The organism is Pseudomonas sp. S60 (genome assembly GCF_016647865.1).
Lineage (GTDB): Bacteria > Pseudomonadota > Gammaproteobacteria > Pseudomonadales > Pseudomonadaceae > Aquipseudomonas > Aquipseudomonas parafulva.
This window is the reverse complement of sequence record NZ_JACVVH010000017.1, coordinates 33,937-53,970: the sequence shown is the minus strand read 5'-3', so window position 1 is coordinate 53,970 and position 20,034 is coordinate 33,937. Positions and strand designations below refer to the sequence as shown.

25 protein-coding genes are annotated in these 20,034 nt (G+C 60.5%); 13 read left to right on the top strand and 12 right to left on the bottom strand.

The window, feature by feature from the left end; all coding sequences use genetic code 11:
• Positions 1 to 307: 307 nt before the first annotated feature.
• On the bottom strand, positions 308 to 1,147 hold the full coding sequence (gene yghU, locus IAE33_RS10775) for a glutathione-dependent disulfide-bond oxidoreductase (protein WP_201163492.1): 840 nt from the start codon (positions 1,145 to 1,147) through the stop codon (positions 308 to 310).
• Between the two features lie 194 nt (positions 1,148 to 1,341).
• On the opposite strand from yghU, the gene IAE33_RS10770 reads away from it, so the two are divergent.
• Complete coding sequence (locus IAE33_RS10770; protein WP_201163491.1) at positions 1,342 to 2,382, top strand: alpha/beta hydrolase family protein; 1,041 nt, start codon at positions 1,342 to 1,344, stop codon at positions 2,380 to 2,382.
• Here IAE33_RS10770 and IAE33_RS10765 read toward each other — a convergent pair.
• Complete coding sequence (locus IAE33_RS10765; protein WP_028634169.1) at positions 2,364 to 3,950, bottom strand: ABC-F family ATPase; 1,587 nt, start codon at positions 3,948 to 3,950, stop codon at positions 2,364 to 2,366. The two genes, IAE33_RS10770 and IAE33_RS10765, sit on opposite strands and share 19 nt — an antisense overlap.
• A 488-nt stretch (positions 3,951 to 4,438) precedes the next feature.
• Here IAE33_RS10765 and IAE33_RS10760 point away from each other — a divergent pair, with 488 nt between their 5' ends.
• Entirely contained in the window at positions 4,439 to 4,951 is a 513-nt protein-coding gene (locus IAE33_RS10760) for a GrpB family protein (protein WP_201163490.1), read from the top strand.
• A gap of 86 nt (positions 4,952 to 5,037) precedes the next feature.
• Here IAE33_RS10760 and IAE33_RS10755 read toward each other — a convergent pair whose 3' ends face one another.
• Positions 5,038 to 5,346, bottom strand: coding sequence for a YceK/YidQ family lipoprotein (locus tag IAE33_RS10755; protein ID WP_236406384.1), 309 nt, complete (start codon positions 5,344 to 5,346; stop codon positions 5,038 to 5,040).
• A 158-nt stretch (positions 5,347 to 5,504) separates the two neighbouring features.
• Here IAE33_RS10755 and IAE33_RS10750 point away from each other — a divergent pair, with 158 nt between their 5' ends.
• The 3 genes from IAE33_RS10750 (at position 5,505) to IAE33_RS10740 (ending at position 8,306) form a co-directional block, all read left to right on the top strand.
• A complete protein-coding gene (locus tag IAE33_RS10750) occupies positions 5,505 to 6,506 on the top strand; it encodes a sensor histidine kinase (RefSeq protein WP_201163489.1) in 1,002 nt (333 codons plus the stop codon).
• 107 nt (positions 6,507 to 6,613) lie between these two features.
• A complete protein-coding gene (locus tag IAE33_RS10745; RefSeq protein WP_028634164.1) occupies positions 6,614 to 7,042 on the top strand; it encodes a LexA family protein in 429 nt (142 codons plus the stop codon).
• A complete protein-coding gene (locus IAE33_RS10740; protein WP_201163488.1) occupies positions 7,032 to 8,306 on the top strand; it encodes a Y-family DNA polymerase in 1,275 nt (424 codons plus the stop codon). The genes IAE33_RS10745 and IAE33_RS10740 overlap by 11 nt, the downstream gene beginning before the upstream one ends.
• A 495-nt stretch (positions 8,307 to 8,801) precedes the next feature.
• Here the strand turns inward: IAE33_RS10740 and IAE33_RS10735 are convergent, their stop codons facing one another.
• Positions 8,802 to 9,059, bottom strand: a complete 258-nt coding sequence (locus IAE33_RS10735) for a hypothetical protein (protein WP_201163487.1) — start codon at positions 9,057 to 9,059, stop codon at positions 8,802 to 8,804.
• Positions 9,060 to 9,299: 240 nt separating this feature from the next.
• Here IAE33_RS10735 and IAE33_RS10730 point away from each other — a divergent pair, with 240 nt between their 5' ends.
• From IAE33_RS10730 to IAE33_RS10715, 4 genes are all read left to right on the top strand, one after another.
• Positions 9,300 to 9,563: a hypothetical protein gene (locus tag IAE33_RS10730; RefSeq protein ID WP_201163486.1), complete on the top strand. Its 264-nt coding sequence runs from the start codon at positions 9,300 to 9,302 to the stop codon at positions 9,561 to 9,563.
• A 295-nt stretch (positions 9,564 to 9,858) separates the two neighbouring features.
• Positions 9,859 to 10,167, top strand: coding sequence for a hypothetical protein (locus tag IAE33_RS10725; RefSeq protein WP_201163527.1), 309 nt, complete (start codon positions 9,859 to 9,861; stop codon positions 10,165 to 10,167).
• 47 nt (positions 10,168 to 10,214) lie between these two features.
• Positions 10,215 to 10,955, top strand: a complete 741-nt coding sequence (locus IAE33_RS10720; RefSeq protein ID WP_201163485.1) for a helix-turn-helix transcriptional regulator — start codon at positions 10,215 to 10,217, stop codon at positions 10,953 to 10,955.
• 18 nt (positions 10,956 to 10,973) lie between these two features.
• Positions 10,974 to 11,297, top strand: a complete 324-nt coding sequence (locus tag IAE33_RS10715; RefSeq protein ID WP_201163484.1) for a hypothetical protein — start codon at positions 10,974 to 10,976, stop codon at positions 11,295 to 11,297.
• A 43-nt stretch (positions 11,298 to 11,340) separates the two neighbouring features.
• Here the strand turns inward: IAE33_RS10715 and IAE33_RS10710 are convergent, their stop codons facing one another.
• Both IAE33_RS10710 and IAE33_RS10705 read right to left on the bottom strand, forming a co-directional pair.
• A complete protein-coding gene (locus IAE33_RS10710) occupies positions 11,341 to 11,568 on the bottom strand; it encodes a hypothetical protein (protein WP_201163483.1) in 228 nt (75 codons plus the stop codon).
• A gap of 116 nt (positions 11,569 to 11,684) precedes the next feature.
• Positions 11,685 to 11,888, bottom strand: a complete 204-nt coding sequence (locus tag IAE33_RS10705; RefSeq protein ID WP_028634122.1) for a hypothetical protein — start codon at positions 11,886 to 11,888, stop codon at positions 11,685 to 11,687.
• A 180-nt stretch (positions 11,889 to 12,068) separates the two neighbouring features.
• Here IAE33_RS10705 and IAE33_RS10700 point away from each other — a divergent pair, with 180 nt between their 5' ends.
• On the top strand, positions 12,069 to 12,398 hold the full coding sequence (locus IAE33_RS10700; RefSeq protein WP_236406365.1) for a hypothetical protein: 330 nt from the start codon (positions 12,069 to 12,071) through the stop codon (positions 12,396 to 12,398).
• A 124-nt stretch (positions 12,399 to 12,522) separates the two neighbouring features.
• On the opposite strand, the gene IAE33_RS10695 is transcribed toward IAE33_RS10700, so the two are convergent.
• Positions 12,523 to 12,690: a hypothetical protein gene (locus tag IAE33_RS10695; protein ID WP_177331169.1), complete on the bottom strand. Its 168-nt coding sequence runs from the start codon at positions 12,688 to 12,690 to the stop codon at positions 12,523 to 12,525.
• A 183-nt stretch (positions 12,691 to 12,873) separates the two neighbouring features.
• On the opposite strand from IAE33_RS10695, the gene IAE33_RS10690 reads away from it, so the two are divergent.
• On the top strand, positions 12,874 to 13,374 hold the full coding sequence (locus IAE33_RS10690; RefSeq protein WP_201163481.1) for a methylated-DNA--[protein]-cysteine S-methyltransferase: 501 nt from the start codon (positions 12,874 to 12,876) through the stop codon (positions 13,372 to 13,374).
• A gap of 3 nt (positions 13,375 to 13,377) precedes the next feature.
• Here IAE33_RS10690 and IAE33_RS10685 read toward each other — a convergent pair whose 3' ends face one another.
• Entirely contained in the window at positions 13,378 to 13,620 is a 243-nt protein-coding gene (locus IAE33_RS10685; protein ID WP_201163480.1) for a hypothetical protein, read from the bottom strand.
• Positions 13,617 to 14,357 carry a carbon-nitrogen hydrolase family protein gene (locus IAE33_RS10680; protein ID WP_201163526.1) on the bottom strand — a complete coding sequence of 247 codons (741 nt, stop codon included), beginning with the start codon at positions 14,355 to 14,357 and terminating at the stop codon, positions 13,617 to 13,619. Before IAE33_RS10680 ends, IAE33_RS10685 begins: the two co-directional genes overlap by 4 nt.
• Before the next feature lie 129 nt (positions 14,358 to 14,486).
• On the opposite strand from IAE33_RS10680, the gene IAE33_RS10675 reads away from it, so the two are divergent.
• Positions 14,487 to 15,212 carry a metallophosphoesterase gene (locus IAE33_RS10675; protein WP_201163525.1) on the top strand — a complete coding sequence of 242 codons (726 nt, stop codon included), beginning with the start codon at positions 14,487 to 14,489 and terminating at the stop codon, positions 15,210 to 15,212.
• On the opposite strand, the gene IAE33_RS10670 is transcribed toward IAE33_RS10675, so the two are convergent.
• Complete coding sequence (locus IAE33_RS10670; protein WP_201163479.1) at positions 15,160 to 15,774, bottom strand: LysE family translocator; 615 nt, start codon at positions 15,772 to 15,774, stop codon at positions 15,160 to 15,162. The genes IAE33_RS10675 and IAE33_RS10670 overlap by 53 nt on opposite strands.
• An 83-nt stretch (positions 15,775 to 15,857) precedes the next feature.
• A complete protein-coding gene (locus IAE33_RS10665) occupies positions 15,858 to 16,667 on the bottom strand; it encodes a helix-turn-helix domain-containing protein (protein WP_201163478.1) in 810 nt (269 codons plus the stop codon).
• 130 nt (positions 16,668 to 16,797) lie between these two features.
• Between IAE33_RS10665 and IAE33_RS10660 the strand changes: the two genes are divergently transcribed.
• The gene (locus IAE33_RS10660; RefSeq protein ID WP_201163477.1) at positions 16,798 to 17,421 is read left to right on the top strand and encodes a LysE family translocator; all 624 of its coding nucleotides are present in this window, start codon (positions 16,798 to 16,800) and stop codon (positions 17,419 to 17,421) included.
• On the opposite strand, the gene IAE33_RS10655 is transcribed toward IAE33_RS10660, so the two are convergent.
• Positions 17,418 to 19,916 carry an autotransporter family protein gene (locus IAE33_RS10655; protein WP_201163476.1) on the bottom strand — a complete coding sequence of 833 codons (2,499 nt, stop codon included), beginning with the start codon at positions 19,914 to 19,916 and terminating at the stop codon, positions 17,418 to 17,420. The genes IAE33_RS10660 and IAE33_RS10655 overlap by 4 nt on opposite strands.
• Positions 19,917 to 20,034: the final 118 nt, after the last annotated feature.

Here is a 20,034-nt window from a genome sequence, read left to right as displayed (position 1 = left end):
ATGGCGAGCGATAAAATGTAAATCAATATTTTCTTGAATAAGGGTTTCTGGCGTACTAGTGTTAGGCAGCAAGGCGCGGCGACAGTTGGCGCGTGCAGGGTAGGGAGGATCTTGAGAGTGCTACAGGTGGATTTTATTACATGCGTGCCATTGACTACTCAGCGGCGAACACTTGTTCAAATTGAGCAAAGGCCTGTCAGAGTTTATTCATGACTTTTATTAGCCAGCTCTCGAGTAGAACGTTGTCGATCTCAAAGTGGCAGCGCTCTATCGAGCGCTGACCATCCTGTCGACCTAGGATATTACATCAGTCCAGATCGCTGGCCGAATGGCGTTCAGCAACTTGGCTGTCTTCATCACCCCAAGTACGGTTTACCCGTGTACCACGTTGTACTGCCGGCCGCTCAGCAATCTCCCTTGCCCAGCGCAATACATGGGGGTATTCGTCAACCGCCAGAAACTCCGCTGCGTTGTACACGGTACCCAGTACCAACTGCCCATACCAGGACCACACGGCAATGTCGGCGATGCTGTACTGCTCGCTGCCCAGGTAGCGGCTTTCGCCCAGGCGGCGATTCAATACGTCCAGTTGGCGTTTGGCCTCCATGGTGAAGCGGTTGATGGCATATTCGATCTTTTCCGGGGCGTACACGTAGAAGTGGCCAAAGCCGCCACCCAGGTAGGGCGCTGCGCCCATCTGCCAGAACAGCCAATTGAGGGTTTCGGTACGCTCTGCCGGTGCCTGTGGCAGCAGCGCGCCAAATTTTTCGGCCAGGTACAGCAAAATTGACCCTGACTCGAACACCCGTACCGGGGGCTCAACGCTTTGGTCGAGCAAGGCTGGGATCTTGGAGTTGGGGTTGACCTGCACGAACCCGCTCGAGAACTGATCGCCCTCTCCAATGCGGATCAACCAGGCGTCGTACTCGGCACCTTCGTGGCCAAGGGCAAGTAACTCTTCCAGCGCAATCGTGACCTTCACCCCATTGGGCGTAGCGAGCGAGTAAAGCTGCAGCGGTTGCTTGCCGACAGGCAGTTCCTTTTCGTGGGTGGGGCCTGCAACCGGGCGGTTGATGCTGGCGAACTGGCCGCCGGATGCTGCTTCGTTGCGCCAGACCTTGGGCGGTACGTAGGCGTGTTTGCTCATGGGCGACTCTCCTTCAAGGGCGCGTGACGATAACTTCAGGTTGACCTGCATGTATGCCACGGGTTCGATGGCCGGCACAAATGCAACCTGCCGCTGCAACCTTGTACCGTCATTTTTTCATCGAGTTTTCACCTGCAGCAGGCCACGGCAGGGCTATGCTGGACCAGGAAAGGCGCACGTGGAGCTTTCGGCCGATGACTCTCACTCGCTGCTTGATGGCACTGGCATTGCTCGGTGGGCTTCTGGCCCGTGCCGAGGCTAGCCCTTGGGTAGCCGGGTTGCACCACATGACACTCGCTGACCCTGTGGATGCTCGCCCCATGCAGGCCTTGGCCTTCTACCCCGCAACGGGTCAGGCACACACAAGCCGCCTGGATGGCTACCCGCTGGACGTTGCAGACGAAGCACCGGTTGCCTTGGGTCGGTTCCCTTTACTTGTACTTTCCCACGGCAACACCGGCAGCCCATTGGCCCTGCATTACCTGGCCACGTCGCTGGCACGGCAGGGTTTCGTCGTGGTTGCGGTCGTGCACCCTGGCGACAACGCGCGCGACCATAGCCGTTTGGGCACGCTGAGCAATCTGTACGGCCGGCCTCTGCAAATCAGCGCCGCCATCACCGCTGCGCGTGATGATGCCTTGCTGGGGCCGTATCTGAATGAAGGGAAGGTAGGCGTGATCGGCTACTCGGCCGGCGGTGAGACCGCGTTGATACTGTCAGGCGCTCGCCCCGATCTGGACCGCCTTCGGCAGTACTGCCTGGAACGCCCCAACGATGCCGATGCGTGCAAAACCCATGGGGTATTGATTGCTGACCGAAGCGAGTTGACCCCGCAAGCCGATGCGCGGGTGGGGGCAGTGATGCTCATGGCACCGCTCAGCCTGCTGTTTGGCCGCCATGCCCTGGCCGATGTGCACGTGCCCGCATTGATCTACAGTGGTGACAGCGATCAGCTGGTGGCTGTTGACCGCAACGCAGAAGCCTTGGCCCGCAAGCTGCCGGACTCACCTGACTATCGACTGCTGGCAGGCGCCGGGCATTTCGTGTTCATGGCCCACTGCGATGCAGAGCAGTCTGCCCGCATGCCGGCGCTGTGCAAGGATGCCGACGGCGTAGACCGTCGGCATATCCACCATTCGCTGCAACGTGACACGGCCGTGTTCTTTGGCCAGGCGCTGGGCGTGCCGGAGCCCGCCGAGCGCTCAGCCGCAGTGCATCAACCCAGTACGCCCTGACTGCGCAGGTAATCGTCGTAGGTACCGCTGAAATCCACCACGCCGTCGGCAGACAATTCGATGATGCGGGTAGCCAGGGAGGACACGAACTCCCGGTCGTGGCTGACGAACAGCAGGGTGCCCGGGTAGTTTTCCAGCGCCAGGTTCAGTGCCTCGATCGATTCCATGTCCAGGTGGTTGGTCGGCTCGTCCATCACCAGCACGTTCGGTTTCTGCAAGATCAGCTTGCCGAACAGCATGCGGCCCTGCTCACCCCCGGAGATGACCTTGACCGATTTCAGGATTTCATCGTTCGAGAACAGCATGCGGCCCAAGGTGCCGCGGATGACCTGCTCGCCGGATGTCCACTGGCCCATCCAGTCGAACAGGCTCATGTCCTCTTCGAAGTCGTGGGCGTGGTCCTGGGCGTAGTAGCCAACCTCGGCGCTGTCGGTCCACTTCACTTCGCCTTTGTCTGGCGTCATTTCACCGACCAGTGTACGCAGCAGGGTGGTCTTGCCAATGCCGTTGGGGCCGATGATGGCAACACGCTCGCCGGCTTCGATGGTGAAGCCCAGGTCCTTGAACAGCACCTTGTCATCGAATGCCTTGCCCATCTTCTCGACGGTCACGGCCTGGCGGTGCAGCTTTTTGGTCTGCTCGAAACGAATGAACGGGCTGACACGGCTGGACGGCTTGACCTCGGCCAGCTGGATCTTGTCGATCTGCTTGGCACGCGAGGTGGCCTGCTTGGCCTTGGAGGCGTTGGCAGAGAAGCGGCTGACGAAGGTCTGCAGTTCGGCAATCTGGGCTTTTTTCTTGGCGTTGTCCGACAGCAACTGCTCGCGCGCCTGGGTGGCTGCGGTCATGTATTCGTCGTAGTTGCCCGGGAACAGGCGCAACTCGCCGTAGTCCAGGTCAGCCATGTGGGTGCACACGCTGTTCAGGAAGTGACGGTCGTGGGAAATGATCACCATGGTGCTGTTACGCGCGGTGAGCACGGTTTCAAGCCAGCGGATGGTGTTGATGTCCAGGTGGTTGGTCGGCTCGTCGAGCAGCAACACGTCCGGGTCCGAGAACAGTGCCTGCGCCAGCAGCACGCGCAGCTTCCAGCCAGGTGCCACTTCGCTCATGGGGCCGAAATGCTGCTCCAGGGGGATGCCCAGGCCCAGCAGCAGTTCACCGGCGCGGGATTCGGCGGTGTAGCCGTCCATTTCGGCAAACTCGGTTTCCAGCTCCGCGACGGCCATGCCGTCCTCTTCGGACATTTCTGGCAATGAGTAGATGCGGTCGCGTTCGGCTTTCACTTTCCACAGTTGGCTGTGGCCCATGATGACCGTGTCGATCACGGTAAATTCTTCGTAGGCGAACTGGTCCTGGCGCAGCTTGCCCAGGCGCGTGTTCGGCTCAAGCATGACCTGCCCACCGGAAGGCTCCAGGTCGCCACCGAGGATCTTCATGAAGGTCGACTTGCCACAACCGTTGGCGCCAATCAGGCCATAGCGGTTGCCATTGTTGAATTTTACCGAAACGTTTTCGAACAGCGGCTTGGAGCCGAACTGCATGGTGATGTTAGCTGTGGAGATCAAGTGCTTGTCCTGCGGGGGTTCCAGAGGTGTATTTAGGCCCTCTCGTCATGTCAGGCCAATTCAGGGCCAATTCGACGAGTGGCGGCAGCTTCTCCAGCTCCCTCCAGTCCGAGGAGGAGCTGATCCATTTCGCGTAGATAGAGAGCAATCGCTCGACGCTGTGGCCAAGCTGGTTCGTCGTGAGTGCGGAATTCAGCCAGCCATAAGGCATGGGGTTGCTTGGGCGTGGCGGGTTTCATACTGACGGCGTTCATGGAGGCAGCGCCAGTGATGCTGCTTTTAAGCGGCAGATTGTAACACTTGGTTCGCCGAACCACAGCCCACCTTTAGCTGACTGGAACACAAATACTAATCCTACACGTGCGGATCCTAGCCAAACCGTTGCGAACCTGACCGACCATCCCCTAGGCTACGAGGATCAGCTTGATAGGAGGCTTGAATCCTATGGGCCAATCCCACGGACGACACTTCACCAACAAGGATTTTCCATGGCACTGACCAGCAAAATCATGCCCTACAACCTTTCCTGGCCAGCCCAATATCTGAAAGACGAGCCACTCATTGCTTCGGCTTTCTACGACGAACTGATCGCTATCCACCACGTTGGCAGTACAGCTGTGCCGGGATTAGCCGCCAAACCGGAAATCGACGTCCTCATCGAGGTAGACGAGCATCGCAACGTGCTTACACGGGACGAAATATTGTTGGGTTTGGGATACGTGCGGGGCAGTGACCTCTCGCAGGGCCACCATTTCTACAGGCGTAACGTGAAGGGTGTTCGTACGCACAAACTCCACGTCTGTGAGCAGGGTCACGTTTCGATCGCCCACATGCTTGGTTTCAGGGACCTGCTCAAACGTAACGTTGTCATTCGGCAGCACTATCAGGCGCTGAAGCTAGAGCTGGAGTTAAGCAACACAGGCGGGATGGCCGAGTACCTGGCGCGAAAGGGGCCCTTCATCATCGCGACGATGCTAGAGGCCGGCATTTGTGCTGCATAAGCGGAGTCGATATCCCGGTCTGTCGGTTGTTGCAATGGACAGTCCCGTATTCTTCATCCCAGCTTATCGAAGCCCACAACTAGGCCTTAGTACGCCAACCGTCTAACCGGCGTGCTCCCCCAGCGAAGCTGCTGGTAACCGGTGTACGGAAGCAAGAGCGTGTCCGCCAAGGCCGATAACCCCATGTCCACGAAAACCGTATCTGCCGACCAGTGAGGGCCCGACCGTTCGGGGCTGTTCAGGTTGCAGAACTGGTAAGCAACGCCGCTATAGGCTTGGGGAATCGACCGGCATTCCGATCCCCACTTCGCCAGGTTGTCCACCGCTTTGGACTTGTCGGATACCGTCGCGACCGTGCCACACCCGCTCAGCACTACTGCCAGTGCGCACCCCATCCATGGTTTCATGGCATTCCCCTTTTGAAAACGCGCCGTCGATGATGGCCGAATCATAGCGCACTCATGCCGGAGTGGTCCCGTGCAGCGCTCAACGCGCTATTGTGAACGCCTTGGCATTCCTCTAGCCTGCCGGTAAACAGGGCAGGCTCGCAGCGGTGGATCAATTGCAACTTGATGATGACGGTAACAACGCTGCCGAACGTGCCGTGCAAACTGCCATGCTCAACGCAACCCCCGACTGCGTGAAAATACTGGCACCTGACGGCACCTTGCTGGCAATGAACAAGGCAGGTTGCGCTGCACTGGGAATACTGGCTGAACAGGTTAAAGGCCTACCGTGGGTTCCCTTGTTGCCAGTGCCCGTGCAGCCATCCGCCCAAGCGTCCTTGCAGGCGGCATTGGCCGGGCAGGTAGCCAGGTTTTCTGGCCACAGCGCCTCTGCACAGCGGGTGTTCCATTGGGACAACCTGCTTACGCCTGTAACCGATCTGCAGGGGCAGGTGGTGTCGGTTCACTGCGTGTCCAGGGACGTCACTGAGCAGACCTTGCTGCGCAAAGAACTGGACCTGGCCCTTGAGCGGGAACAGTTGTTGTCCCGCGAGATGCTTCACCGCATCCAGAACTTGCTGTCGGTGGTGCAGGCTGTGGTATCCATGGCGGACCGCGAGGCCAGGGCGACGGCGGCCACCGAAAGCGTCGCCAGCATCGTCAATGCCAAGCTGGGCGCGCTGTCCCGGGCTTACGGCGTAATACTCGACAACCCTGACGGGGCCGCGGTCGACCTGGCGCTTTTGGCAGGCTCGGTGTTGAGCCCTTATGTAGCCCAATGCCGAATCAGCGGGCCCGGGCACCCGTTGCCCGCGCGCTTGCGCAACACACTTGCGCTGTGTATCCACGAACTCGCCACTAACTCCATCAAGTATGGCGCCTTGGGGGCCATGGAGGGCTTGGTACATTTCCAGTGGTCGATACACGAGCAGGTGCTGCAAGTGGACTGGCGCGAAGCAGGGGGCCCGGAGGTGTCGGCAGAAAGCGGCGAGGCCGGCTTCGGCACGACGATGATCGAGCGGCTGGCAAGGGCTGCGGGTGGTGAGGTCACCTGGAACTGGCGCCGTGAGGGGCTTGTTGCGCACCTCAAACTGCCGCTCGCAGGTTAACGCCATCAGCGCAACCTCGTCCGTCCGAAATCCGCTTATCCAGATTGACCAGGCTGCCGATGCGAGATTTACTGTATATGCATACAGTTCGCATTGGACCTCTTTCCATGAGCATCACTTTTCTGGGTTGGCCGCTCGGTAGCACTGGCCCATTCCCGCTCTACTCATTCCATGTTCCCGCCGGTTTTCCATCCCCTGCGGCAGATCATATGGAGGGGCACATTTCCCTCGATGAGCTGTTCGATATCCGCGCCCCTCATGTGTATCTGGTGAGGGTGGAAGGGGACAGCATGCAAGGGGCGGGTATCTATTCGGGCGATATCGTTATCGTGGACCGTGGGCGTGAACCGGAGCACGGCGATATCGTCATTGCCGCCCTGAACAGCGAGCCGGTGTGCAAGCGCCTTCATCGCCGTGACGGCGTGGTGATGCTCAAGTCCGAGAACCGTAACTACCCGCCACGTCATGTCGGGGAAGGGGACGATATGGTGGTCTGGGGCGTAGTGCGCTACAGCGTTCGCGACCATGCGCAGTGAGCCTGTATTCGCACTGATCGATTGCAACGCATTCTATGCGAGTTGCGAACGGGTATTCAGGCCAGACCTGGCCAGGACGCCGATCGTGGTACTGAGCAACAACGACGGCTGTGTGATCGCCAGGTCATACGACGCCAAGCCTTACGTGAAAATGGGTGAGCCGTATTTTCAGGCGCGGGAAAAGCTTCGCCGGCATGGCGTTGTCGTGTTCAGCAGCAACTATGCCTTGTATGGGGACATGAGCGAGCGTGTGATGACGCTGATCGAGGGCATGGTGCCGGCGTTGGAGGTTTACAGCATCGACGAGTGCTTTGCCGACCTGTCAGGTATTCAGCAAGGCCTCACCCAGTTCGGTAACAGCCTGCGTACTCGCGTGTTGCAATGCACCGGCATCCCCGTAGGCGTAGGCATCGCCGGTACCAAGACGCTTGCCAAGCTGGCCAATCACATGGCCAAGAGGCTGTTGAGCCAAACGGACGGTGTGATCGACATCACCGACCCGGTCAAGCGTGACTGGGTGTTGCGTAACTCCAAGGCCAGTGATGTGTGGGGTATTGGCCGCAAGATGACCGCCCACCTGGAGGCCATGGGCATCTGCACGGCAATGGACCTTGCCAGGGCCGACGCCCGTACCCTGCGGCAGAAGTTCAGTGTGGTGGTGGAAAAGACCGCCCGTGAACTGGGGGGCACACCGTGCCTGGAGCTGGAGGATGTGGAGATGGCCAAGCATGAGATCTGCAGCAGCCGTATGTTTGGTGAACGCTTGAGCGACCTGCCGTCGATCAAGCAGGCAGTGGCCACTTATGTGGGGCGCGCTGCGCAAAAGTTGCGTGCACAGGGCTCGCTGTGCAAGCGCATGCGCGTGAGCATCCGCACCGGCATGTTCAACCCTAATGAAGCGCATCACGCCCAGGGCGCGCTGGTTGAACTGCCGTACCCTACCTGTGACACCTTGTTGATGACGCGGCTGGCCAGCCAGGCGGTCGAGCGGGTGTTCAGGCCCGGGTTTCGTTACAGCAAGGCCGAAGTACTGCTGATGGACCTGCGAGCCCCTGGCGACTTTTCAGGTGACCTGTTCGCGGCGCGACAGCCGCCGACCCGTGACCGGGCGATGCAGGTGATGGATGACATCAATCAGCGGTGGGGCAGGGGAACGCTGCGGGTTGCCAGCGTGCCGCGGGTACCTGCCTGGGGTATGAAAAGAGAAATGATGAGCCAGTCTTACACGACACGTATCGATCAGCTGTGGACCATCAGAGGCTGAACTGGCCTACCCCGTAATGAACGCGAAGATTTGGCGAACTGCCGGGCTGCCAGGGTGCCCAATGCTCATCAACCCAAGGAGAGCGACATGACCGAGCCAAAACGTGACCAGCAGGACAACCAGGTGCCTGCCCACTCGACCGAAGAAGAGAAGGCACGCCTGAAGGACAAGAACAAAGACGGTATTCCACCCGGCGCCGAGTGATGGCTGAAGCGTTTCTGCCCTGTTTCCCCAGAGCACGGGTGAACTTCTTCACCCGGCAGTTGCTCTGATCTTCGCACCGCGTGCCCAGCACGGGGTGAAAGAATATCGACCCTTGCCAGCAGGTTCAGTCACATGTTTTCGGAAGACTTTTACGGGGTTTACCTGGTCGTCGAAGCGGTGTTGGTGTTTACCGTGCTGGCGATCGCCGTGCACTGGAATCAGGGCGCTTGAAAAAGGGGCGGAACTGGCCCGCCCTTTTTGCTTGCGCCTCATTTGGCCGTGGGCACGTGGTTAGCCTCTGATAACTTGAAGGCGGGCGCGGCCCGCCTCGGTGATCGCATTCTCACCTTCGTCACTGATGCGGTAGCGTCCTGACGGCATTTTGCTTATCGAGAACCGCACCAGTCCGCTACGCGACAGGGCTTCGCCCGCCTCAAAACTCATGGCGCACTCCAAATCGAATAACTTTATTTCACCGATTTTGTAGCGAGAAAACGCTATCAGGGCGTGGTCTAGTGCCTCTTGATTGACGGTTTGAACATGTTCCATTTGACTTCCTAGTTCGTGAGAGGCCCGGTCCGTGGGCAGATGCAACGGACCGAGACAGTTCGTCGAATGGCCAACGCTACTATGCTGGAGTGGGGCGGGGTACTGGCATTGCATCCACACTGGATGCAAACCCAGCGCCGAACCGCGCGTTAAACTATTTTCACATCGTGGTTTATCCGCAAGCCATCATCTATGTTTGGGGTGTGGGAACCTCCACACTCTTTTGAAGGAAGCGCTGAAATGCTCAAGAAAACGGTTGCCGCTGTTGCCATTGCTTTCGCCGCCGTCATGACGATGTCCGCCGCGCAAGCAGAAGGGGATGTAGCGAAAGGTGTTCGCCACGATGTCCGTGAAGTGGATAAGGGCGCCGATCACGCCGGTAAGGAAATCAGCAAAGGCGTTAAACATGATGGCAAGGAAATAGATAAAGGCGACAGCCACCTGAACAAAGAACGCCACAAGGCGGGCAAGCATATTGATAAAGAGGTCAAGAAGGACCTTTAATCCGCAGTGGCATAGAACTGCACGTAATGTGTTGATTTAGCAGAGGCCTGTGGGAGTGGCTTCAGCCGCGAACACCGGCGGCGCCGGTGTCATACACCGCGCTGTTACCTTCGCGGGTAAACCCGCTCCCACCGGGGGCGTGGCTTACTCGCGAAATCAGCGCGCTGCGCGACAACGCAGCTGCACACCCTGCGATGGCTAACTGATCAGGTTTTGCATTTGCCCTGCGCGCCCGCAATAATCGGCCCTTTTAACGGAGGTGGTTGTTGTGCAGGCACGAAGCGTTGTAGCCGAAATGTTCATCGGGATACCGACGCACTTCTGGGTGTTGCCCGTTGCCGGCCTAGTCGCGTTTTATGGGCTCAAGTGGTCCGGTAAAGCGGCGGGGCGTGCCAAGTTCATACAGGTCATCACGTACGCGCTGCTGATTGCGTTGGCCGTGGCCCCCAATGGCATTTATGCGCTCCTGCCGCCAGCGCCCGGGCCAGAGCAGCTTATGAATCAGCAGCCACTGCCCAACTATGCAGGGCGCTTTTACCTGGACGCGTTCTATGTCTTCGGCGGCTGGGCCTTGAGCAAAGTCGTGAAGCTCAGGTTTCGCTGAGGATGGCGCGTTGGCTGGAGGCAGCCCTATGACTGCGAGCCACCAGGGTGCGTAAAGCTGACCGTCTGTTTCAGCTTGTGAACCTGATCAGGGTGCATCAGCCTATTTCCGCAGAGCGCCTTGCAGAGCGCATGGGTGTTTCAGTGCGTTCCGTTTACCGATACGTAGACGATGTATCCGTTTCGGGCATCCCGATCTATGGCACGCCAGGTATTGGCTACGCGTTGGATGCCGATTTTGAGATGCCCCCGTTGACCCTGAATCGCCTGGAAGTGGATACCTTGATGCTGGGGATGGAAATGCTCGCCTGCACGGCTGACCCAGCCATGGCGCAAGCAGCGAACATGCTCCTGAGTAAGGTGGGGGCAACGTTGACCCAGCACAAGATGGACTCCGCAGATGCCAAGGTGCGGGCACTGGGCGGTATGGCATTGAAAACACGCGCACACTTGGCCGATTTGCGCACAGCCTCGGAACAGCAGCGCCCGGTGCAGATCGTGTACACGAGCTTGCACGGCCTCGTCTCGCAGCGAAACATCTACCCGCTGGGGCTGTTTTATTGGGGCGGAAAATGGACAGTTGGCAGTTGGTGCTGCAGCAAAGCGGCTTATCGTGATTTTCGGGTGGACTGCATCGAATCGGTTTCGCTGGCCTATCAGCCAGCAGCGCTTCCCGCTGGCATCGGACTCAAGGCTTACATGCATTTCCAGGCAAAACAGTGGAAAGCCAAAACACTCACTGACAGTACGCTGTCAGTAGGCATGGCGGACACTGTGCCTTCTCCATAACTGAGAAGGACCCAAGCCATGTACTATCCGGACGCTGTACTGGAAGTCGCCATTTTCACCGTCAAAGCGGAGTTCGAGTCGCAGATGCCCGCGTTGCGCGCGGGGCTGAGGGAAGTACTGAAAGCGTTCCCTGGGCTGATCCAGTACGGGGCGTATTGCCCAATCAGTGATGACCGTGTATCTGCTGATCTGGCAGTATGGGACAGCCTGGAGAGTGCACGGCGCGTAGCGGATGCGTTCAACGCCGGCGATATGCGATTTGCCCCCTATATGCAGGCCATTGAGCAATTAACGTTCATGAGTCATTTCGCACTAGGGCCGCAAGAGGGGCGGAGGGACTGACGGCAATAGCAAGTCCGGCCCCATTATTTGCCGGCCCTACCTCTCAAGCGCTGTTAGGCAACGCATCGGCCGCCTCGAGTTTGGCCGCAAGGGTGCGAAGTTCATCCACTACGTGGCTAATCGACGCAATATGTGCGTTTACATCGAGGTGCTCTTGCGCACTGCCACGGGCCTGCATGAACCTGGCGTGCCCATTCATGGCCTGCCGCAGCCCATCCAGATGGTCTGCGGTTCTGACCAGGTCCGCTTTGATGCTGTGAAGCGTTTCCATAGGGCAAGGCACTCCATTGATAGTGGCTTCAGCGGTACCCAGAGCATCGCTGGTGTACCGCCTGGAGTGCAACTATTTTGTGCTTTGCCGGCTATGGGTAAGGAGGGGCGAATGGCTCAGTTGTCCGGTGCCTGTACGTTCAGCACCGACCCTTTGTCATCCGTTGCCAGTATCCCACCCGCCGTACCCCCGTGGGCGCTGATTTCAGCCAGGGGCATCTCTGCGTGTCGGAAGATTTGATGACCTTGCTCCCCCACCCTGAGGGTGACGAGTTTTCCGTTTTGATAAAAAAACAATGTGCTGCTGTCCTGTTTAGGCATGGTGCGAACTCCCAGTCGGGTGTGGATCAGTGCGGGTGGTCAATGCCACTGTCGCAGCCCTGTGAGTACCGTGCTACTGGTAAAACTGTCAGTTGTCGGCGTATACCCCTGCTTTGGTTTGATTAGCCACCTTCGGTACCACTGGGTAGAATGCGGCAAACTTCAAGGGGCCTCCTGTATATGCCTATCTTTCGTAACGCGCTCTTCGGGGCGTTAGCCATAACCTTGGCGGGGTGTGCAACGCCTGGTAAACCTACGGCCAGCAAATTGACCGGCAAATCCCCGCAACAGTATGCCGCCTGTGTCATGCCCAAATGGCAGGCCCTGACGCCAAATGCTACGCAGAAATCCATCCCCCATGGCGTGCGCATGACGGCGCCGAGCGCTGTTGCCACCGATGATGTGCTTGAGGTGATAGAGTCGGGCGACGGTAGCCGGGCAACCTTTTATAAAGGCAGTTTCTTGTCTGGAGACAAACTTCGGCAGGCGGCCAGAGAGTGCCTGGACTGATGCGGTTTTAGCGTGGCCTCAGGGCAATAAGATCACACCAACCTGTAGCGGAATTAGATAGGGGGAGGGGAAGGCGGTCCTTCGCCGCGTGCCGGGCCGCTAATCTGCTGGCGGGTTCCGAGCGTCATTGCAACAGTGCAGGCTTGCGGGCCTTGCGCCGGACTACATTGCACACCCAGCGTTTACCGCAGCGATAGGGTGCTCGGATGAACGTCAGGTCCGAGATCAGGCGCGCTCCCTGAGCCTTGAGCGCTTGGGCGAGCTCCGCCAGTGTCTTGGCTTCAATGGTCATGATTCACCTCGTCATATTGGCTACGTTCATAATTGTTGACAGGGTGGTAATCAAAGTAATTCAGTTCAATTGGGGTTAGTCGGTTGGTAATAGCAGCCATTCGGATAGGGGCCGCAAGAATGTGCGCGTTAACTGGCCGACACTGGCGTACATTGGCCTTGTACCCCCTTCAGGAGCCCAGGAATGACCAGCGTTTTTACACACATGCATTCGCCCGTCGGCAAGTTGATGCTGGTGTCCCGCAATCAGCGGCTGGCCGCTGTGCTGTGGGAAGAAGAACGCGAAAACCGTGTGCGCCTGGGGTCCTTGGTCCAGCAGGATGACTGTCCTGTTCTGATTGATACAGCGTGTCAGCTGGGCGAATATTTCAGCGGCCAACGCCAGCGATTCGAACTGCCACTGGACTTCGCCGGCACCGATTTCCAGCGCCGGGTGTGGAGCGCGCTGCTCACCATCCCTTTCGGTGAAACCCGCAGTTACAGCGAGATTGCGCGGCAGATCGGCAGCCCCAGCGCGGTGCGTGCAGTAGGAGCTGCCAATGGCCGCAACCCGATTTCGATTATCGCCCCCTGCCATCGGGTAATTGGGGCGTCGGGGCACCTCACCGGGTTTGCCGGCGGCCTGCCGGCCAAGCAGTTTCTGCTAGCGCTGGAGGGCCGCCAGAGCCTGGCACTTGACCTGTGAGTGTCAAACCAGCCAATACACCACCAGGCAGGCCAGTACCGCTAGCGGCGTGCCAGCAATGAGGGTGTAGTGCTTTTGAGCCTGGCGCATGCGCACGTGCACCGCACGCAGGTATTCGCCGGGGGGCGGGGCATCGGGGCGGTGACGCAGCCCTTCGGCAATGTCCGCCAGCTGGCCGCTCAACAGCAGCCCGACCACGTAGTAAGTCAGGGCATAGCTCAACAGGGCCAGAAACCCGTAGATCATGCAAACGTGTCCAGGGCAAATACCGACGCGCTGGCGGCGTCAGTGTCCAGTAGAAGCAGCCCTTCACGCTGCTCATCAAGGTGCGCCAGCAGGCGCCCGTCGCTGCCCCACGCTGCAGAGCCACCTGCGCCGATGAAGGTGTCGGCAGGGCCAACGCAATTGGCCATCAGTACGGTCATCCCCAGCTCCCGAGCCACTTGAGGGTAGTGGGTGTAGCTCTCGCGTATACCCTTGGCGGTTTTGGCGACACTGACCAGATACAGGTCGGCGCCTTGGTTGTGAGCGGCTGCGGCGTGGGCCATGAACATCGACTCAAAGCAGATCGCAGGGGCAACACTGTGCCCGGCTATGTGCAGCAACAGGCCCTCGTCGCCAGGGCAGAAATAGGGCAGTTCATCATCGTGCAGGCGGCGTTTGGCATATGCCTGGCGCGGTGCGCAAGGGCTGAAGATGGGCATGCCGATGCGGATGCCATTTGGCGTGGGCAGCGGCAAACCCACTGCCACCGTGACGCCCAGCCTGTCGCAGGCGGCCTGCAGCGGGTCAAGGCGGGTCGAGGACAGCGGCAGGGCAGCCTGCCGCGCCAGGGTCGGCTGGTAACCTGTGAGCGACAGTTCAGGGAACACGACGAGTTGGGCGCCCACGTGCGCCGCCTGTTCGATACAGGCCACATGGCGCTGGACGTTGCCCGGCACATCACCTTTGAGCGACGCAAGTTGAACGGCGCACAGCAGCATCGACAGCCCTTCCTTGGTGCAGGTTGAAAGGCCGAGCATACTACCGGCACGCACGTTGTGCCATGCTGAGCAGAGGAGAGCGCACGTGAACCACGTTACCCATTTATTGCATGCTCAGAGGGCCGGATGATGGGGCGTTTCGAACGCATGGCTACCAACCCCCTTGGCCGGGACCTGGCAGTGGGTGATATCCATGGCCACTTCGACCGCCTGCAACTGAGCCTGGACGCAGTGGGGTTCAACCCGCAGCAGGACCGCCTGTTCAGTGTGGGCGACCTGGTCGACCGCGGCCCGCACAGTCCGGCGGTGCTGCAATGGCTGGCACAACCGTGGTTTCACGCGGTGCAGGGCAACCATGAGGCGCTGGCGATCACCTTTGTGCGTGGAGGGAGGCTGGACCTGGCCATGTACCACGCCGCAGGCGGGGCATGGTTCATAGGGTTGCCCCGCAACGAACAACTGCGGTTCGTCGAGCAGTTCGAGCAATTGCCTATCGCCCTGGAGGTCGAGACGGCTGCAGGCCCCGTTGGGCTCCTGCATGCGGACTGCCCATTCGACGACTGGGGTGTCTTGCGCACGTGGCTGGAGCTGGATGACGACCCCGACGTGCGGGAGGTGTGCCAATGGTCGCGGCGGCGGCTGAAGGCAGGTGACACACGGCCTGTGAACGGTTTGCGGGGTCTGCTGGTCGGCCATACGCCAGTACCGCAGGTGAAGCAGCTGGGCAATGTCTGGCACTTGGATACCGGGGGCTGGGCCAACGGTCATTTCAGCCTCCTGGACATGCACACCTTCGAGCTGGTCAGCCCCGCGCCACATGCACCAGCAGCCCTGTGGCCACCGCCATCAACATGATGCCAGAGGCGCGTTCCAACCATGGCAGGCTGCGCCCGAAACGCCGCAGCAACCGTGGGTTGCCTATTGCCACCGCTACCAACAGGTCCCACAGCAGCACCACGCTGAACATCCACAGCGCGTAAGCGGCCTTCCAACCCACACTGCTGCCCGCTACCAGGCTGGCCAGGCTGGCATAGAACAGTGCGTTTTTAGGGTTGAGAATACCGGACAACCCACCCATCAGCAGGCTGCGCCACCAGCCGTGGCCGGCATTGCGGCCCGCCACAGCGCCCAGAGGCGTGCCGCCCGCGTGCCGCAGGAACAGCACGCCGATGTACATCAGGTACACGGCACCGACCAGTTGCAGGGTATCGAACAGCAGGGTGCCCTCGCGCAACACGGACACACCGGTGAATGCCAGCACTATGAACGCACCATTGGCCAGTGCGATGCCCAGGCACGCACCTGTGGCCACGCGCCAGCCGCTGTTGATGGAGGTACGTGCTACCAGGAAAAAGTCCGGGCCGGGGGACAACAAGGCCAAAAAATGGGCCAGGGCAATGATCACGAACGCTTGCATGGGGCAGTGGACTCGACGTTGAAAGCCGCAGTCTGCCCCTCGCTGCACTGCGCGTATTGAACAATATTGCAGCGTTGCGCTGCTCAGCCCTGGCGATACTGGCCTGGAGTAACGCCCACATGGGCCTTGAACACCCGCTGGAAATGGCTCTGGTCAGCGAAACCCAGCTGGTAGGCCACCTGTGCGAGCGGGTGGCCCTCTCCCAGCAGTTGGCGACCACGGTTAACCCGGGCGTTCAGCAAATAGGCATGGGGCGTGAAGCCGGTTGCCGCGCGGAACGCGCGAATCAGTTGGTAACGCCCCAGGTCTGCCTCCTGGGCCAGGGCGTCCAGGCTCAGGTGCGACGGCCCTTGTGCCTCGATCGTTGCCAGCAAGCGGTGAAGGGTTGGCGCCGCGAGGGACGGGGCGGGGGTGAGCGGGGCATACGCACGCACATCGATATCACACAGAAAGGCAACCAAGGCCGCCTGTTTTTCGGCAGGTGTGGCCTGGGAAAACAGCAGCGTATTGAGCGCGGTGAACTGGCGGTACACCCCCGGCTCACGGCAGATACGTGCAGGCTCTGCGCTGCCGTACCCTGCAAGCCCCGCCTCCTCGCGCAAGGCGTCCAGCCACCCGGCGTCCACATGCAGCATCTGATAGCTCCACGCCTGCCCTGGGTCAGGGTTGCAGGCATGCACCCTGTGCGCCGGTACCATCACCAGCGTGCCGGGCCCAAGGCGCTCCTGGCCTTTGCCTGCCCCTTCGAAACGGCTGTGGCCAACGTCGACAGCCCCGATGGAGAAAGTAGGGTGGCTGTGGGGCTTGTAGCAGGCGCGGCTATGGCAGGCGCGGCGGCTTTCTACCTGCGGCAACGCCGGGTCGCGCCAGATGGCAGTGTGTGCACGGGGCATGGCTAAGTCCTCCTTTTGCGCAGCAGAGTAGCAGTTGGGGCGTATCAGTACAGTTGTCGTTGCTGGCTGTACCTTGACCTGAAAGCGGGGAGTGCGGCGCAATACCGGCGAAACCCAGAGGACAACTACAATGGATCTTGCAAGCCTCCTGCTTTTCATCCCTGCCTGCTTTGCGCTGAACATGGCGCCGGGGCCGAACAACCTGCTGTCTCTGCACAATGCCAGCCGCTATGGGTTGCGCACCGCCTGTGTAGCCGGGGGTGGCCGCTTGCTGGCGTTCAGCGCCATGATCGCGCTGGCTGCCATGGGCCTGGCCGTGGTACTGCATACCAGTGCGTACCTGTTCTGGGTGATCAAGGTGGCTGGGGCCGCTTACCTGTTCTACATCGCCTGGCAATTGTGGCGCGCGCCGGTCGGGCAGGTGGCAGAAGCGGCTGAGCTGCCGCGGGGGACCTGGCAGCTTGCACGGCAGGAGTTTCTGGTGGCAGCTGGCAACCCCAAGGCCATCCTGATCTTCACCGCCTTCCTGCCGCAATTCGTGTCGGTGGGCAGCACCACCCCGGTGAGCGAACAGTTCCTGTGGCTGGGGGTGTTGTTTCTGCTTCTGGAGTGGGTGGCCATCGCACTGTACGCGGGCTTGGGCACCTACCTGCAGCGCTGGTTCGCCCAGCCGCGCCCACGCCGGCTGTTCAACCGGGTGAGTGCGTCACTGCTGGGGTGCGCCGGTATCGGGCTGCTGGCCGCCCGCCGCTAGAATTGCCAGCGCACACCTAGGTTCACGCCGCTGGCTTGTTGCTGGCGGCTGTCCAGGTTGCTGGTGTACTGCACGCCGCCGTGCAGGCTCAAGGCCTGGTTGATTTGCGCCACCACGCCGCCTTCAACCTGCACCGAGGTGTAGCGGTAATCGGTCTTGATCTTGTCGGTATCGTCGAAAACCAGAGTGTCGCGCCCCCCGTCGCCATGCCACAGGTTCACCTGGGCATAGGGTTGCAGCAAGCGCCCGCTGCTGCCCTTGAACGCACCTTCGAGGCGCAGGCCAACCCGCCCGGTCAACTCGACTTGGGCATCATGGCTGACCCGCGCCACGCTATCGCTGGCCGTGTCGAGCTGTACCTTCTGCGCGATCAGCTGTGCCTGTGGCTCTAGGGTCCAGCGGTCGGAGAGGGCGATTGGGTAGCCGCTCTCAACCGAGCCTGTCCAGGCGTGGCCGTCGATATCCAGTGCGTCACCGCGATCAGAACGGGCCCGGCCATCGAGCCGGGTGTACTGGACTACAGCGTCTACGTAACCGCCTTGCGGCCCTACCAGCGTCCAGTAGGCACCCACGCTGTCGCCGTCAAGCCTCAGGTCACCGACACGGCGGTCTTGCTGGGCCAGGGCGAAGCCTTTCACGTCTGCAGTCAACCGCGCGTGGCTCACGTACACGCCCACTTGCTGGCGGTAGCCACGCTCACTGACAGTGGCGTAAAGGTCTTGCCCTACCTTGAAGCCGTACAGGTCGCCATCCAGGCTTGGGTTGACCGTGCCGCTCCATTGCTGGCGCAGGGTGCCGCCATACGCCTGCCCCCAGGCGGCAGGCAGTGCCCCTTCGCCGCCCACCAGTTGCTGGTCGCCCTGACGTTGGTGGAAGGTGCCCAGCGCCTGGCGGGCGATGATGGCTGCGCCTCTGGGAGCAGCGGCATAAACCGGGACTTCAGGGCGGTAGAGTGGCAGGCTTTCAGTACCTTGAACCGGGGTGGGCAAGTCAGGCTGGCCGGGTGCCGGTGCCGCGACGGGAGGCGTAACGGGCGCCGCCACCGGGGGAGTGACGACCGGCGGTGTGCCGGGTTGCTCAGGCACCTCGGTGGGTGGGGAGGGCGGAGCGATAACAGGCGGTGCTACCAGCGTGGAGCGCAAGTACCAGCTGTTTTCGCTGCCGGCAGTTACCCCACCTCTGAACAACCGATAGTCGTATGCACCCGCCGAAAGCGTCTGGGTTTGCACGAAGGCAGTGGAGGTACTGGTAGTACCTTCGCGGGCCTCCACCACCTGAATGCCATTTTGCGCGGTGGCCGCACCAGCACCGCCGAGGTTGTTCACCAGCAATCGGGTCGAGCCATCAATGGCACCACCGCTTACCACCAAGCGGTCAGAGGCGGCATTATCGCCGGCCAGCACACTGTTAATGCGCAGTACACCATTTTCGCCGGTGTAGTTGCCCTGAATGGTAAGGCGGCCCAGAGCATCGCTGCCCTCGGTAAGGTTGAGCGTGCCGGCGTTGCTCACCGTCGCGCGCTGCCCTGGGCCAAACGCTGTGATCACTCCCTGCCGGGAGCTGAGGGTGCTGCTGCTGTCCAGGTTGAGGCTGCCGGTGTTGCTGGTGGTGTCGCCCAGTACCAGCGTGTCATCCAGGCCGAGTGAACTGCTGTTGGTCAAGGCCACGCGTTCCCAGTTCACGTAACTGGCCCCGCCCACGGCCTGGCTGCCATTGAACGTGAGGCTGTCGTTACCTTCGCCGCCGTCCAGCGTGATAACCAGTGCATCCGGCCCCAGCCCGGATAGCAAGGCGGTGTCATCCCCAGGGCCTGCATCCACTTTGCCGCCGATGCGGCCGCCATCCCAGACGAAGCGGTCGTTGCCGGTGCTCAACAGCACGTCACCGCCCACTTCGCCACCATGGATAAGCACCTGGTCGTCACCCCCGCTGACACTGATATTGCCGCCAATGGTGCCCTCGAAGATTTCGATGTAGTCCGTATCGAATGCGGTGATGACGTTCCGGTCGACGCTGCCGCCGCGCATGATGAAGGTGTTCTTGTCCAGGCGCATGTTCACGTTGCCGATGCGCCCAGCATCCATCTCGGCATAGTCGCCACTGTCGAAGGTGCCCTTGATCCAGCCACCGTTCATGTAGAAGGTGTCCAGGCCGTCACCCTGGTTCAGGTTGCCTTCGATAACGCCGCCGCTCATGACGAAGTCATCGATGCCCGCACCTTGGTTGACGTTGCCGCCGATGCTGCCGGATGCCATGTCGATGCGATCGCGCCCTGGGCCGAAGCTGACGTCACCGGTGATGGCGCCGGTACCACCTGCGGGCAGCACCAGGCTGTTGTCACCCTCGGTGTCCACCAGCGCGTCGGCCGTGCCGCTGTCGCAGACGAAACTGTCGTTGCCGGGGCCAGGGGTGAAGGCACATGCGGCGTGGGCGGCGGGAAGCGCAGCACCCAGCAAAGGGAGTGAGCCAAGGGTGAGGATCAGGTGCAGGCGCATCGGCAAAGCCTCCAGAGATTGCCCGCGTGCCTTGACTACCGCGCAGGGTCAGGAGGTTTGTATACAAGCCGTCATCAGCGGCACAACTGGCAAAAATGCTAGGTGGCCAAATGCTATT